Source organism: Oceanobacillus rekensis, assembly GCF_002153375.1.
GTDB classification, from domain to species: Bacteria; Bacillota; Bacilli; order Bacillales; family Amphibacillaceae; genus Oceanobacillus; species Oceanobacillus rekensis.
The window spans coordinates 67,541-82,029 of the sequence record NZ_MTBQ01000004.1 but is presented as its reverse complement, the minus strand read 5'-3'; the positions used below and the strand labels follow the sequence as shown (position 1 = coordinate 82,029).

The 14,489-nt window shown below is 40.4% G+C and carries 13 protein-coding genes; all 13 read left to right on the top strand.

The genetic code is table 11. The features are described from left to right. The first annotated feature begins 29 nt into the window (after positions 1–29). The 13 genes from atpD (at position 30) to BV906_RS11150 (ending at position 14,488) form a co-directional block, all read left to right on the top strand. Entirely contained in the window at positions 30–1,424 is a 1,395-nt protein-coding gene (gene atpD / locus BV906_RS11215) for a F0F1 ATP synthase subunit beta (RefSeq protein ID WP_087973626.1), read from the top strand. Positions 1,425–1,524: 100 nt separating this feature from the next. Further along, positions 1,525–1,920: a F0F1 ATP synthase subunit epsilon gene (locus BV906_RS11210; RefSeq protein WP_087973625.1), complete on the top strand. Its 396-nt coding sequence runs from the start codon at positions 1,525–1,527 to the stop codon at positions 1,918–1,920. A gap of 401 nt (positions 1,921–2,321) precedes the next feature. Next, entirely contained in the window at positions 2,322–2,552 is a 231-nt protein-coding gene (locus BV906_RS19885; RefSeq protein ID WP_087973624.1) for a DUF1146 family protein, read from the top strand. A 381-nt stretch (positions 2,553–2,933) separates the two neighbouring features. Beyond that, positions 2,934–3,647, top strand: a complete 714-nt coding sequence (locus BV906_RS11200) for a YwmB family TATA-box binding protein (RefSeq protein WP_176330331.1) — start codon at positions 2,934–2,936, stop codon at positions 3,645–3,647. A 36-nt stretch (positions 3,648–3,683) separates the two neighbouring features. Further along, positions 3,684–5,021 carry a UDP-N-acetylglucosamine 1-carboxyvinyltransferase gene (murA, locus tag BV906_RS11195; RefSeq protein WP_087973622.1) on the top strand — a complete coding sequence of 446 codons (1,338 nt, stop codon included), beginning with the start codon at positions 3,684–3,686 and terminating at the stop codon, positions 5,019–5,021. Positions 5,022–5,524: 503 nt separating this feature from the next. Continuing rightward, complete coding sequence (locus tag BV906_RS11190; RefSeq protein WP_087973621.1) at positions 5,525–6,349, top strand: M55 family metallopeptidase; 825 nt, start codon at positions 5,525–5,527, stop codon at positions 6,347–6,349. A 39-nt stretch (positions 6,350–6,388) separates the two neighbouring features. Next, positions 6,389–7,321 (top strand): ABC transporter permease, encoded by a 933-nt coding sequence (locus tag BV906_RS11185; protein ID WP_087973620.1) that lies wholly within the window; start codon positions 6,389–6,391, stop codon positions 7,319–7,321. 1 nt (position 7,322) lies between these two features. Beyond that, on the top strand, positions 7,323–8,279 hold the full coding sequence (locus BV906_RS11180; RefSeq protein ID WP_087973619.1) for an ABC transporter permease: 957 nt from the start codon (positions 7,323–7,325) through the stop codon (positions 8,277–8,279). Positions 8,280–8,289: 10 nt separating this feature from the next. Then, positions 8,290–9,285, top strand: coding sequence for an ABC transporter ATP-binding protein (locus tag BV906_RS11175; protein WP_087973618.1), 996 nt, complete (start codon positions 8,290–8,292; stop codon positions 9,283–9,285). Between the two features lie 178 nt (positions 9,286–9,463). Next, positions 9,464–11,119, top strand: coding sequence for a peptide ABC transporter substrate-binding protein (locus BV906_RS11170; RefSeq protein ID WP_087973617.1), 1,656 nt, complete (start codon positions 9,464–9,466; stop codon positions 11,117–11,119). A 144-nt stretch (positions 11,120–11,263) separates the two neighbouring features. Continuing rightward, on the top strand, positions 11,264–12,181 hold the full coding sequence (locus tag BV906_RS11165; RefSeq protein ID WP_087973616.1) for a S66 peptidase family protein: 918 nt from the start codon (positions 11,264–11,266) through the stop codon (positions 12,179–12,181). Between the two features lie 60 nt (positions 12,182–12,241). Continuing rightward, entirely contained in the window at positions 12,242–13,351 is a 1,110-nt protein-coding gene (locus tag BV906_RS11160; RefSeq protein WP_087973615.1) for a mandelate racemase/muconate lactonizing enzyme family protein, read from the top strand. A gap of 183 nt (positions 13,352–13,534) precedes the next feature. Continuing rightward, a complete protein-coding gene (locus BV906_RS11150; protein WP_087973613.1) occupies positions 13,535–14,488 on the top strand; it encodes a C40 family peptidase in 954 nt (317 codons plus the stop codon). Position 14,489 lies beyond the last annotated feature (1 nt).

The window sequence follows — 14,489 nt, the reverse complement described above, 5'->3', positions numbered from 1 at the left end:
CGCTTTAAAGTTAGTTAGGAGGGAAATCGATGAGCAAAGGACACGTTACACAAGTAATGGGGCCAGTCGTTGACGTGAAATTCGAAGACGGCGAGTTACCAGATATTTATAACGCGATTGTTGTCCATAATGAAAATAATACAGACCTTACATTGGAAGTTGCTCTTCATCTTGGTGATAGCAGTGTTCGTACGATTGCAATGTCTTCAACAGACGGCGTTAAACGTGGAGCAGTAGTTGAAAACCTTGGAAGACCGATTTCTGTACCGGTAGGAGATGTTACATTAGGACGCGTATTTAATGTACTTGGTGAAAAGATTGATTTGGACGAACCATTAGCAGCAGATGTCCGCGTAGATCCAATTCACCGAGCAGCGCCTAAATTTGAAAACCTGTCTACTGAAACAGAGATTTTAGAAACAGGTATTAAAGTAGTAGACTTATTAGCACCGTATATTAAAGGTGGTAAGATCGGTCTATTTGGTGGTGCGGGTGTAGGTAAAACCGTATTAATCCAGGAGTTAATCAATAACATCGCCCAAGAGCATGGTGGTATTTCCGTGTTCGCAGGTGTTGGTGAACGTACACGTGAAGGTAATGACCTTTACTATGAAATGAAAGATTCCGGTGTTATCGCGAAAACAGCGATGGTATTTGGACAAATGAACGAGCCACCTGGTGCACGTATGCGTGTAGCACTAACAGGACTTACAATGGCTGAATATTTCCGTGATGATCAAGGACAAGACGTATTGCTCTTCATCGATAACATTTTCCGCTTTACACAAGCAGGTTCTGAAGTATCAGCACTACTAGGACGGATGCCGTCTGCGGTTGGTTACCAGCCAACACTTGCAACGGAAATGGGACAATTACAGGAACGTATTACATCTACAGATAAAGGTTCCGTAACATCGATCCAAGCGATCTATGTACCTGCCGATGACTATACAGACCCGGCTCCAGCAACGACATTTGCTCACTTGGATGCGACGACAAACTTGGATCGTAAACTATCTGAGCAAGGTATCTATCCTGCGGTGGATCCATTAGCATCCACTTCACGTGCACTAGATCCAGAAATTGTTGGCGATGAACATTACAGAGTAGCAACAGAAGTGCAGCAAACACTGCAAAAATATAAAGAATTACAAGATATCATCGCAATTCTTGGTATGGATGAACTAGGTGACGAGGATAAAATGATCGTTTCCCGTGCACGTCGTATCCAATTCTTCCTATCTCAAAACTTCCACGTTGCTGAACAATTCACAGGACAAAAAGGTTCCTATGTACCTGTTCAGGAAACAGTAGCTGGTTTTAAAGAGATCTTAGAAGGTAAATACGATGACCTGCCAGAGGATGCATTCCGTCTAGTAGGACGTATTGAAGAAGTAGTTGAAAAAGCAAAAGGTTTGGAATAATAGACGATTGCTTGAAGAATCAAGGATAACCTTGAACATGCTTTGATATCAAAAAATATATATCAAAGTGTTCTTCTTGCCAGTCTTAGGAGGGGTTACATTGAAAACACTAGATGTGAGTGTTGTTACTCCTAGCGGTCCGGTTTTAGAAGGTAGTTTTGACATGGTTGTCTGTAAAGCTGAAACTGGTGAAATCGGTATATTACCCGGTCATATTCCTCTTGTAGCTCCATTACAAATCAGTGCAGTTCGTCTGAAAAACGGTAATGAGACGAAAAAACTGGCTGTAAATGGTGGCTTTATGGAGGTACAACCTGATAAAGTGACGATTCTTGCCCAATCTGCTGAAAAGGCTACGGAGATTGATGTACAACGTGCAAAGGAAGCAAAAGAACGCGCGGAAAGTCGTCTTCAAGCAAAACAAGACACGATTGACAAAACACGGGCTGAATTAGCACTCAGACGCGCAGTAAACCGCCTGGATATAGGCAAATGATAGTACAAACAAAAACTCCTATAACATCATGTTATAGGAGTTTTTTCATTGCAGGCATTAACCATAACTTTGTCGATATTTCCCGGGAAATGGAATGTATAACATCCTAGAATCGACTTTTATATCCTAACCTGTAAATCGATTGACATTTTTGTATATAGATGTCAGAGTTACTTAGAGAATATAAAGGTTTTTTTCGCGAAGATTGTTGTTATTTGAACCGTAGTTGAGAGAAACTGTGAAGGTTAAAAAGCAACAATTCTTTTCGGTGGGACGAGTAACCGCAGTCCCAAATCCCTTCGATGGGTCGAGCAGTGCGGAGTCCCAATTCTTTTCATTGGGATGGGTAACTGCAGTCCTATAGTTTAACCAAAGAGCCAAAATAATTAAAGGTGGTATATATGATTTCAATCGGACAAATGGCATTAATCAGTATAATTTCACATATAATCTTTATTTACATAACTTGGCGATTAGTACTTGCCATGAATTTCGAACCTATTATTAAAAAGGGACGAACAACAGAGGGAACAATCTTTCTTCTGTTTCTTACAATTGTTATAGGAACAGGAGTAAGTAACTTTTTCTTAGAGATTCTAAGATGGTCTAGTGACTTGATATATCTTTTTTAAGGAATGTGATTTGGGACTAAAAGCTGCAGTCCAAACCCAATGCGGCTTTTAGTCTATCTGCGGGATAGCGACTCGAAATATATAGTCAAGGGACAACTTCGAGCATGAAGACCATGTGCTCTACGGTCTCTTGACTATATTTTCGTCGCTGAGCAAGCTGCTCCGCTTTTGATATTCTGCTAGTTGCGGCTCCTAGAAGCTCCCGGCATAAGCAATGGACACTTCGTACAGGAAAGACCACCTGTACGAAGTGTCCATTGCTAACGTTGAGCTTCTAACCAGTCGCCTCCACTTTAAGTTATTTGTCATAATTTGTTTTGTATGTAGATAGGTCCTCTTGGTAAAACTATGAGTAATAGTTTAATTCGGGGGGTCTTTTTTATGCGAAAGATTACTATAATACTAGTGTTACTAATATTTATAACGGCAAAGCCTATGGTGAACGGGATGGAAAGAGATGAGATGATTGATTTAGCGGATTTTACAGTTGAAAATGAGTTAGCCATTGAAAGCTGGCAGGTTACGTTTAAGGAGCATATAGAAAAGCAAAAAGCAGAAAAGATAATAAGAGATTTCAAAGATAGTAATTTAGTCACTATGACGGAAGATGATAATGTAATAAAATATCTCCTTAGGGACGTTCACAAGAATCAAGGGTTTTCCGTATTATATAGTGTTGTAGTTCCGAAAAATCAGGCGTTTGAAACAGAAATTATCGTTGTTATCGAAGGAAGTCTTTGGAATGAGCAAATAAAAGAGGATTATTTAGCAATCAAGCAGTCAATGAAAGATAATTTGTTCACAAATTCTTTACAATCATTTGCTTGTCTGACGACTAAAGATAATGGTATAATAAAGGTTGATAGTTTTGTTCAAAAAATCGAGGAATATTTTAACTTACAACATATGATGACACAATTCGATACAATAGAAAATTCGACACATGAAAAGTTGATTTACGGGTATACAGATATATGGAATCAACATTATTTCATAGAGGGCGCCCCGATGAATTTACAAATTGCTGTAGTAATGGACGAAGAAATGAATTTGAACTACACGATAGGAACACCTATCCTAATACATGAATATTAATATAGTGAAATTGGATCTGAAGGAGATTTTAAAAACATGGAAAAAATCATCGTAAGAGGCGGACACCAATTGAATGGCACCGTCCGGGTTGAAGGTGCCAAAAACGCAGTACTTCCTGTGCTTGCTGCCAGTCTTATCGCAAGTGAAGGAACAAGTGTGATTACAGAGGTCCCGGTATTAGCAGACGTATATACAATCAATGAAGTTATAAGGAATTTAAATGCTGATGTAGAATTTAATGCAGAAAGCAATACAGTATTTGTGGATGCTTCCAAACAATTAGAAACAGAAGCCCCGTTTGAATATGTGCGGAAAATGCGTGCATCTGTTTTGGTTTTAGGACCATTACTTGCTCGTTATGGACACGCAAAAGTAGCGATGCCTGGTGGATGTGCTATTGGCTCGCGCCCAATTGATCTTCACTTAAAAGGTTTCGAAGCAATGGGTGCCGATATTCATGTTGGCAATGGCTATGTTGAGGCGAGAGTCGATGGTCGCCTGAAGGGTGCTAAAATTTATTTAGATATGCCTAGTGTTGGTGCAACGGAAAATATTATGATGGCTGCTGCCCTTGCAGATGGCAAATCGATTATTGAGAATGCAGCAAAAGAACCGGAAATCGTTGACCTAGCTAACTATCTTAATAAAATGGGTGCTAAAGTCGTTGGGGCAGGTACGGAAACAATCCGCATCCATGGTGTGGAAAAGCTATATGGTGCAGAGCACAGTATTATACCTGATCGTATTGAGGCAGGTACATTTATGGTGGCTGCAGCTATTACTGGCGGAAATGTTCTGATTGAAAATGCAGTCAGTGAACATTTACGTTCGCTAATATCGAAGCTTGAAGAAATGAATGTAACAGTTAAAGAAGAGAACAATGGCATTCGTGTCATTGGACCAAAAGAATTGAAGTCAACAGATATTAAAACATTGCCACATCCTGGATTCCCAACGGATATGCAATCACAAATGATGGCATTAATGTTACGTGCAAAAGGAACTGGTGTCATTACAGAAACTGTATTTGAGAACCGTTTTATGCATGTTGAAGAATTCAGACGTATGAATGCGAGTATTAAGATTGAAGGCCGCAGTGTAATCATTGAAGAGATTTCTGATCTACAAGGTGCTGAAGTTGCTGCAACAGATCTTCGTGCTGCCGCAGCGTTAATCCTAGCTGGATTGGTTGCTAATGGAAATACACGTGTTACAGAGCTTAAACATCTTGATCGTGGCTATGTTGACATTGTCGGAAAATTAGCGTCCCTCGGTGCGGATATTGAGCGAGTGGATGACGATGCAGATGTAATTGCGCCATTAGAACAAGAAGAATACAAGAGTGCTAGTATAACAGCTGAACTACAATCATAATTTATTATTCAAATCAGAAACAGGTGAGTCAACAAGACCTACCTGTTTTTTTATGCCCTTTTTAAACTTCTCAACAAGCCTGTTATTTTTTTCAACCATATAAGTTATCCACATCTGAATAACTTAACATTTTTCTAGAAGCATGGGATTAATTATCGGTGCAAAAAAAGTTATTATTTGTTACAAAGTCTTTAAAATGCGAAGTAACTGCTTCAGGTCGATGTTACCAATGCCAAGGTGTTAGTACTTCGTAGTTTATCTCTAATTTGGTAATAATAAAGCAACAATTATCGTTGTAATGACTAACACGTCCCCCAATACATTAATCAAAGAGCCTATTAAACTATTTATCCACCATAATATTAACCCCAACTTATCAACAAATCTACCATCAATAAAACCTAGATTCAGACTAATAAAAAATTAATCTTCTCTTTTTATAAACCCTATGTTAGAATTAATAAAAAATTAACAATAATATAAAACATTGAAGGAGACTTGTCATGAAGATGTATATTTCGGTCGACATGGAAGGGATTACTGGCATACCTGATTATACTTTTCTCGACGCAAGTGAGCATAATTATGAACGTGCCAGGAAAATCATGACCGATGAAACGAATTTTGTTGTCGACGCTGCTTTTCAGTTTGGCTGCCAGGAAGTAATTGTCAATGACAGTCATTCAAAAATGAACAACATCTTGATTGATGAGCTTCATCCAGATGCATTATTAATAACCGGTAATGTGAAACCGCTTTCGATGATGGAGGGGTTAGACCATACATATGGTGGGGCGATGTTTATCGGGTACCATGCAAGGGCCGGTATGCCTGGTGTTTTATCCCATTCCATGATTCACGCTGTACGTAACTTTTATATTAATGATCATATCGTAGGGGAAATGGGATTTAATGCCTATATTGCTGGCTATTTTGGGGTTCCCATTCTATTGGTGGCAGGTGATGATCAGGCAACAAAAGAAGCCCGGGAACTTATCCCGAATGTGGTGACAGTTACAGTTAAAGAAGCGATTTCAAGATCGACGGTCAAAAGCTTAACACCGAAAAAGGCAGGAGAGCTTTTATCCAAGAAAGTAACGGAAGCATTGGAAAATAGGCACCAAGTAAAGCCACTGGTCCCTCCAGAAAGACCACTGCTAAAAATTGAATTTAATAATTATGGACAGGCAGAATGGGCAAATCTTATGCCGAAAACGGATCTGGAAAAAGGAACAACCATTGTGAGCTATCAGGCGGATCATATTCTCGATGCATACAAAGCATTACTTGTAATGACGGAATTAGCGATGCATACAAATTTTTCATAATAAACAGAGAAGAAATTTGTTACATCAGGGGGGAAAGTTATGCTGAAATACATTTTCAAACGCTTTGGGATTATGCTTGTAACATTATGGATTATTATTACATTGACATTCATATTAATGATTAACGTCCCTGGTTCGCCATTTAATAGTGATCAATCATCAAATGAGACGATACAGGCGAATTTAGAAGCACATTATAATTTGGATGAACCTTATCATATCCAGTATTTACTGTACTTAAAGTCAATTGTTACCTTTGATTTTGGACCATCGATTAAGCAACCGAATCAGTCAGTCAATGATTTATTGGGAAGGGGATTTCCGATTTCATTTGAACTTGGAATGATGACGATTATCGTCGCAGTTATTTCTGGGATCATTTTGGGGATTATTGCTTCATTGAAACACAATGGCTTTATCGATTACCTTGCAATGGGGTTAGCAGTGCTTGGCATTTCGATTCCAAACTTTATTTTAGCGACATTGCTTATTCAGCAAATCGCTGTAAATTTAGAAATCTTGCCAACTGCCACATGGTCAAGTCCCGCACATATGATCTTGCCTGTCACTGCGCTAGCTACAGGGCCAATGGCAATTATCGCCAGGCTAACACGTTCCACGATGCTTGAAGTGTTAACACAAGACTACATAAAAATGGCAAAAGCAAAGGGACTATCTCCATGGAAAATCGTCTTTAAGCATGCACTAAGGAATGCCCTAATGCCGGTAGTAACGATCATGGGTACATTACTTGCGGGAATACTTACGGGAACCTTTGTAATTGAACAGATTTTTGCTATTCCTGGAATGGGAAAGTATTTCGTTGAAAGTATTAACCAGCGAGATTATCCGGTAATCATGGGAACAACGGTATTTTACAGTGCATTCCTTATCTTGATGCTCTTCCTAGTTGATATCGCATATGGAATTTTAGATCCGCGAATCAAATTCCATAAAAAAGGTGGGGAGTAAATTGAAACCTACGAATGTTGTAAAAACAACCCATTCTCCTTCGCAAATACCGGATGACTGGTTTAATAAGTTAGAAAAAGATGGGCAGGAAGCAGAGGCAGTTGCAAGGCCTTCCCTATCCTACTGGCAGGATGCATGGAGACGACTTGTGAAAAATAAAATGGCTATGCTTGGGCTCGTGTTCTTAGTACTCCTTGCGATTATGGCTATTTTTGGGCCAATTTTTTCTCCGTACCAGGTAAATATGCAAAATCTGCCGAATCAATACCAGCCTCCATCTGCAAAGCATTGGTTTGGAACAGATAATGCTGGCCGTGATGTGTTTACTAGAACATGGTATGGGGCACGAATTTCTCTCTTTGTCGGAGTGATGGCCGCCTTAATTGATGTAACGATCGGGATTATTTGGGGTGGTATTTCCGGCTATAAAGGTGGACGTACAGATAATATCATGATGCGTATTATTGAAATACTATATGGATTGCCATATTTACTCGTTGTCATTCTCTTGCTCGTCGTATTAGGCCCAAGTCTTTCAACGATTATTATTGCACTCACCGTTACAGGCTGGGTCGGTATGGCCCGAATCGTTAGGGGACAAGTTCTGCAAATTAAAAATTATGAATTTGTCCTTGCATCTAAATCATTTGGTACAAAATCATCACGGATTATCCGGAAAAATTTGCTTCCAAATTCGATGGGACCAATTATAGTACAGATGACATTAACGGTTCCAACAGCAATATTTGCAGAAGCATTCTTGAGTTTTATTGGACTTGGAATCCAGTCACCGTTTGCGAGTTGGGGTGTGATGGCAAATGACTCATTAGGCGCCATCCTATCAGGTAATTGGTGGACATTATTCTTCCCGGCATTCTTCATATCTTTTACGATGTTTGCTTTTAACGTACTTGGCGATGGGCTTCAAGATGCACTTGATCCGAAATTAAGGAAGTAGGTGGTAAGGGATGGAAAAAATACTTCAGGTGGAAAATCTCCACGTAACGTTTAGTACATATGGCGGAACGGTAAAGGCTGTCCGTGGGGTTGATTTTCATTTGAATGAAGGGGAGACCTTGGCAATCGTTGGAGAATCGGGATGTGGGAAAAGTGTTACGTCCAATGCAATTATGCGACTAATTCCAAATCCACCGGGGAAAATTACGAACGGCTCGATTCTTTTCAAAGGACAGGACCTTGCTAAGTTTTCTGAAAAGAAAATGCGCTCCATCCGTGGGGTTGATATTTCAATGATTTTCCAGGATCCGATGACAGCATTAAATCCTACCTTAACCATTGGGACGCAGTTGATGGAAGGCCTTCGGGAACATCAAAACGTGTCTGGTGATAGGGCTAAGGAAAAGGCGATAGAGATGATGGATCTTGTGGGTATTTCCAATCCGCCAGAACGTTTAAAGCAATACCCGCATCAGTTCAGTGGTGGCATGCGCCAACGGATTGTGATCGCAATCGCATTGATTTGTGAGCCGGATCTCTTAATAGCAGATGAACCAACAACCGCATTGGACGTAACCATTCAAGCGCAGATTCTCGAACTCTTTGAAAAAATTCAAGTCAAGACTGGAATATCTATTATTTTGATCACACATGATCTTGGGGTTGTAGCAAAAATCGCCGACCGGATTGCAGTGATGTATGCCGGTAAAATCATTGAGACGGGAACAAAGCGGGAGATTTTTTATAAACCGCAGCACCCATATACGAAAGGTTTACTTAATTCTGTACCGCGGCTCGATTTGAAAGAGGCAAGACTAACTCCAATCGATGGTACGCCACCAGATTTATTCTCACCTCCAAAAGGATGTCCGTTTACAGCAAGATGTCCATTTGCTATGGAGGTGTGTGATAAAGTTTATCCCGAAAATACCGAGCTTACCGGTTCACATCAAGTGAACTGCTGGCTTCAGGATGAACGGGCTAAACAGCTAATAAAAGTTACTTAAAAGGGTGTGTTCAAAAAGGAGGATAAAAAGGACCGAGAAGTTCGAGGCAGCGTAGCTTTGAGTATCGGAACGTATGCTTTTAATACGTGAGAAACGGAAAAGCAAGCTAACGAAGAAATTCGATGTGTCATTTTTACCGGACTTTTTGAACATCCTCTAAAAGGGGGAAAAGAAGGAAATGAAAAAGTTATTATTATTTTTACTTACTTTAACGACAGTAGCTGTACTTGTTGCATGTACTGCAAATGAAGATGCTGGACAAGAACCAGACGATGCAGGAGCAGAAGAGACAGAAATAGAGCAGGCGGAAGATGAGAGTGCAAGCGGTGAAAAGATACTTAATCTGAACAACTCAGTGGAGCCTACATCACTGGATCCATCGATTGGCTTTGATGAAGTTTCATGGATTCCATTAAATAATCTGATGGAAGGTCTGACTCGTTTAGATCAGGACTCGGTTGCAGCACCTGGAGTAGCGGAGGACTGGGAGATTTCAGAAGATGGGTTAACCTATACATTCCATCTCCGTGAAGATGCCAACTGGTCAAATGGTGATCCGGTAGTTGCTGAAGACTTTGTGTATGCATGGAAATATATGCTTGCACCAGAGACAGCTTCTGCTGCAGCATTCTTAGGTTACTTTATTAAAGGTGGAGAAGCCTATAATAATGGCGAAGGTTCAGCAGATGACGTTGCTGTCACAGCAATCGATGAGAAGACATTGGAAGTAGTATTGGAAGCCCCAGCAGGTTTCTTCCTTGATGTCTTAACAAACCCGGCATTTTTCCCAATCAACAAAAAAATAGCAGAAGAGAATCCAAACTGGCATGCGGAAGCAGAATCGTTTGTTGCAAATGGGCCATTCATGCTTGAATCATGGGAACATGACAGTGAAATGGTATTTGCAAAGAACTCGGAGTATTGGGACGTCGATGCTGTCAAGTTGGATAAAATTCATTGGGCAATGGTAAACGACACAAATACGCAATATCAAATGTTTGAAACAGGAGAACTTGATACAGCAAGCATTCCTCCAGAGTTATCTGACGACCTAATTGATGGTGATAATGTCTATATCGGTAACTATGGTGGTTTAGAATTTTTCCGATTTAATGTTAACGAAGAGCCATTCCAAAACAAAAATATCAGAAAAGCATTTGCATATGCCGTCAATAGACAGGAAATTGCAGATTTCGTTGTTAAAACAGGAGTAGAACCTGCATATGGATTTGTATCCCCTGGGTTTACAACACCATCTGGCGGAGACTTCCGTGATGAAAATGGTGATCTTGTTTCATTTGATACAGAATATGCGAAAAAATTACTTGAAGAAGGAATGGCTGAAGAAGGTTACACGGAACTACCACCAATCGTATTATCCTATAATACAAGTGATACGAACAAAGCCGTTGCTGAAACAATGCAAAGCATGCTAAGTGAAAATCTTGGTATTGATGTAACATTGGAAAATCAGGAATGGAATGTATTCTCTGAAGCACAGCAAAATTTGGAACTGCAATTCTCACGCAGCTCTTTTATCAACGACTATAGTGATCCAGTGAACTTCCTGGAAAGTTTTATCACAGATTCATATATGAACAGAACAGGTTGGTCGAATGCGGAATATGATGAACTAATCGAAAAAGGTAAATCAGAAACAGATGAAGAAAAGCGCTACGAATATCTCTATGAAGCTGAAAGACTACTTGCTGAAGAAATGATTGTAATGCCAATCCGCTACTATAACACAGTAGTTCTCCAAGCAGACGGCGTCGAAGGCATCCTCCGCCACCCAGTAGGATACTTTGATTTGAAATATGCGGATAAGAACTAAGGCGGGAATCTCTAGGAGTCGTAGCTAGCAAGAGCAATGCTTGGTAGTCAATAATTAAAAGAAATAGGGGAATGGCTCATTTACATATTTGGTATGTATGTGAGCCTCTCCCTTTTCATCTATAACCGGAAAGCAGGGTTGCCAATGATTCGTCCAAATCGATTAAAAAAAGGTGACACAATCGGGGTTATTGCTCCGGCGGGTCCACCTGATATAGAAAAATTAAATAGGGCCATTCCGTTTTTTGAAAAGATGGGTCTCCATATTAAACTAGGAAAAAATATCAAGGAAGTTTACGGTTATTTGGCTGGAACGGATGAACAACGTTTGGAAGATTTCCATGACATGATTGCGGACGAAGATGTTAAAGCAATCATCTTTGCCCGGGGTGGCTATGGAACAGGACGTCTTGCCTCCCAAATCGATTATGACTTAATAAAACGCAACCCGAAGATTATCTGGGGCTACAGTGATATATCCTATTTACATACAGCAATCCGCCAAAAAACAGATCTTATCACATTCCACGGACCCATGCTTGCCTCTGATATAGCAAAAGATGAATTTGATGAATTTACTGGACAATTGTTCCAACAACTTTTTGAACCAACACGCTTGATCTATTGTGAAAAATTGAATCCATTAAAAGAATATGCTGCTGGAATTGTCGAGGGGCAACTCGTTGGCGGGAATCTATCATTACTTGTCAGTACGCTTGGAACTCCCTACGAGATGGATACAAAAGATAAAATTGTACTTCTTGAAGATATCGGAGAGGAGCCCTACCGTGTTGATAGCATGCTGAATCAGCTTAGGCTTGCAGGAAAACTAACGGAAGCGGCAGGGTTCATTATTGGAGACTTTGCAGAAGCAGAGTCAAATTTGAAATTGTCACTCACGATTGAACAGGTTTTCCAAGACTATTTTACGGATTTCACTGGTCCGGTATTAAGCGGATTTAAAATAGGACACTGTATTCCAAATTTCTCTGTTCCACTCGGAGCAATAGCCAAACTATCAACCAAGGATAAAACATTAGTAATTGAACCAGGGGTTATGTAAGTGCTAAATGATTGTAGCGGGGTGGTACTAACAGCATAAACTACTCAGGAGGTGAGCAGCATGCAAATCCAATCAATTGAAACGTTTCGGGGTGCTATTCCACTACATACACCATTTAAAACGGCACTCCGAACAGTAACTGTTGCAGAAACGATTATCGTAAAAGTGACCTGCGATGATGGTACCGTTGGCTGGGGTGAGGCTCCACCAACACATGTCATTACTGGTGACAGCATGAGCAGCATTCAATATGCAATTGAAGCTATTTTTAAACCACTATTAATCGGAGAATCACTCATAGCACGTGAGCAACTGTTTGAGAAAATCGAAAAAAGTATGGTTCGCAATACGAGTGCAAAGGCAGCAATTGATATGGCGCTTTATGATTGTATTGCACAACTTGCAAAACTGCCACTCCATCAGTTTCTCGGGGGATATCATGAACGTTTAGAGACCGATTATACGGTCAGTGTGAACAGTCCGGAAGACATGGCCGCTGACGCAAGGAAGTATATTAATGATGGATTTTCAGTATTAAAAATCAAAGTTGGAAAAAATGATATTGCTACAGATATCGAGCGGATCAAGAAAGTTAGAAAAGAAATAGGACCAAAAGTAGTAATTCGCCTCGATGCTAACCAAGGCTGGCAGGCAAAAGAGGCAGTCCGGGCGATAAGGAAAATGGAAGAGCTTGGGCTTGATATCGAGTTAATGGAACAACCAGTTAAAGCACATGATTTAGAAGGATTAAAATATGTTACCAATCATACGGAAACCCCAATCATGGCAGATGAAAGTGTATTTTTAGCCCATGATGCAAAGCAAGTTTTAGATATGGGAGCAGCCGATTTAATTAATATTAAACTAATGAAAGCGGGTGGCATCCACGAGGCAATAAAGATTGCAAAACTCAGCTCTATATATGGGGTAGATTGCATGGTCGGAAGTATGATCGAAACCAAAATAGGCATCACAGCTGCAGCCCATTTTGCAGCAAGCCAACCGAACGTAACCCGCTATGATTTCGATGCCCCGTTAATGCTAAAAGGAGATATAGCAAATGGTGGAATTACTTATCATGGCAGCACCATTGAATTAGGAAATGAACCTGGATTAGGAATTAAGTCGATTAATGATTCATTTATATTGGAGGAAAGTGCGGGGAATTGAATGGAGTTGTGCAATACAACGCTGAAGTGGTGCAATGCCGGCTCGAAGTAGTGCAACACAGCGCTAAAGTGGTGCGATTCCGGCTCGAAGTAGTGCAATACAGCGCTAAAATGGCGCAATCCCGGCCAGAAGTCGCGCAACAAGCCAGCATCCATATCCCAAAGACAAGAAAGGAGTACCAAAATGTCTAATCACACGTTAGATCCATTTCCAGAAGAATTATGGGTGACCGCTGTGCAGGTGGCAACTGTTTGGACGAAGCCGGAATCAGCGCGGGAAATCGATGCGGATGGAACTGGCATTCCGACAAACATAGATAAATGGGTGAATAGTCTTTCCTATAAAGATAGCCTAGCATTATGCGATGAAAACCGGATTCAGACACAGCTTTTATATGGTGAAACTGTTTTGGTTATTGAAATAGTTGATGACTGGGCCAATGTTGTTATACCTTCGCAAGGGTCGAAAAAGGATGTGCGTGGCTATCCTGGTTGGGTGCCGATCAATCAATTGGTGAAGGTGGAAAAAAGTGAATGGTACACCACAGAGACTGCTGCGGTCATACAAGATAAGGTTTGGCTGGAAACAGAAAACGATGAGCAATTCATGAAGCTTAGTTATATGACATTTTTGCCAGTTAAAGAAACTGGGACATCGCGAATAAAAGTCCTAACTCCACATGGTGATATGTTTTTACCAATAGATGCAACAAAGATATTTTCAACAACTAAAGGTCTGGGTAAAGGTAGTGGACAGGACATTGTTAATGCGGGTGAAGCTTATATTGGCCTCAATTATTTCTGGGGTGGAATGAGTTCTTTTGGTTATGATTGTTCTGGTCTTGCCTATGCGGTGCATAAAGCGAATGGCTATCAAATCGCAAGGGATGCTGGAGATCAGGCAGCGGCGGGGGAGAAAGTGAAATTTGTTGAGCTGAAGCCTGGCGATTTGCTGTTTTTCGCATATGAAGAGGGGAAAGGTAGTCTCCATCATGTCGGGATTTATTATGGAGAAGGTAAGATGCTTCATTCCCCGCAAACAGGCAAAGGAATTGAGATTACCAATATCAAAGGAACGAAATATGAAAAGGAACTTTGTGCAGCGAGAAGATATTGGAAAGCAGCAGAGGAGAGCTAAT

What these genes read in the sequence shown, in the direction of transcription:
- BV906_RS11185 (WP_087973620.1), top strand. Translation starts at nt 6,389, where the DNA reads ATGCTGAAATACATTTTCAAACGCTTTGGGATTATGCTTGTAACATTA.
- BV906_RS11190 (WP_087973621.1), top strand. Translation starts at nt 5,525, where the DNA reads ATGAAGATGTATATTTCGGTCGACATGGAAGGGATTACTGGCATACCT.
- BV906_RS11160 (WP_087973615.1), top strand. Translation starts at nt 12,242, where the DNA reads ATGCAAATCCAATCAATTGAAACGTTTCGGGGTGCTATTCCACTACAT.
- BV906_RS19885 (WP_087973624.1), top strand. Translation starts at nt 2,322, where the DNA reads ATGATTTCAATCGGACAAATGGCATTAATCAGTATAATTTCACATATA.
- BV906_RS11175 (WP_087973618.1), top strand. Translation starts at nt 8,290, where the DNA reads ATGGAAAAAATACTTCAGGTGGAAAATCTCCACGTAACGTTTAGTACA.
- BV906_RS11200 (WP_176330331.1), top strand. Translation starts at nt 2,934, where the DNA reads ATGCGAAAGATTACTATAATACTAGTGTTACTAATATTTATAACGGCA.
- atpD (WP_087973626.1), top strand. Translation starts at nt 30, where the DNA reads ATGAGCAAAGGACACGTTACACAAGTAATGGGGCCAGTCGTTGACGTG.
- BV906_RS11150 (WP_087973613.1), top strand. Translation starts at nt 13,535, where the DNA reads ATGTCTAATCACACGTTAGATCCATTTCCAGAAGAATTATGGGTGACC.
- BV906_RS11165 (WP_087973616.1), top strand. Translation starts at nt 11,264, where the DNA reads ATGATTCGTCCAAATCGATTAAAAAAAGGTGACACAATCGGGGTTATT.
- BV906_RS11170 (WP_087973617.1), top strand. Translation starts at nt 9,464, where the DNA reads ATGAAAAAGTTATTATTATTTTTACTTACTTTAACGACAGTAGCTGTA.
- murA (WP_087973622.1), top strand. Translation starts at nt 3,684, where the DNA reads ATGGAAAAAATCATCGTAAGAGGCGGACACCAATTGAATGGCACCGTC.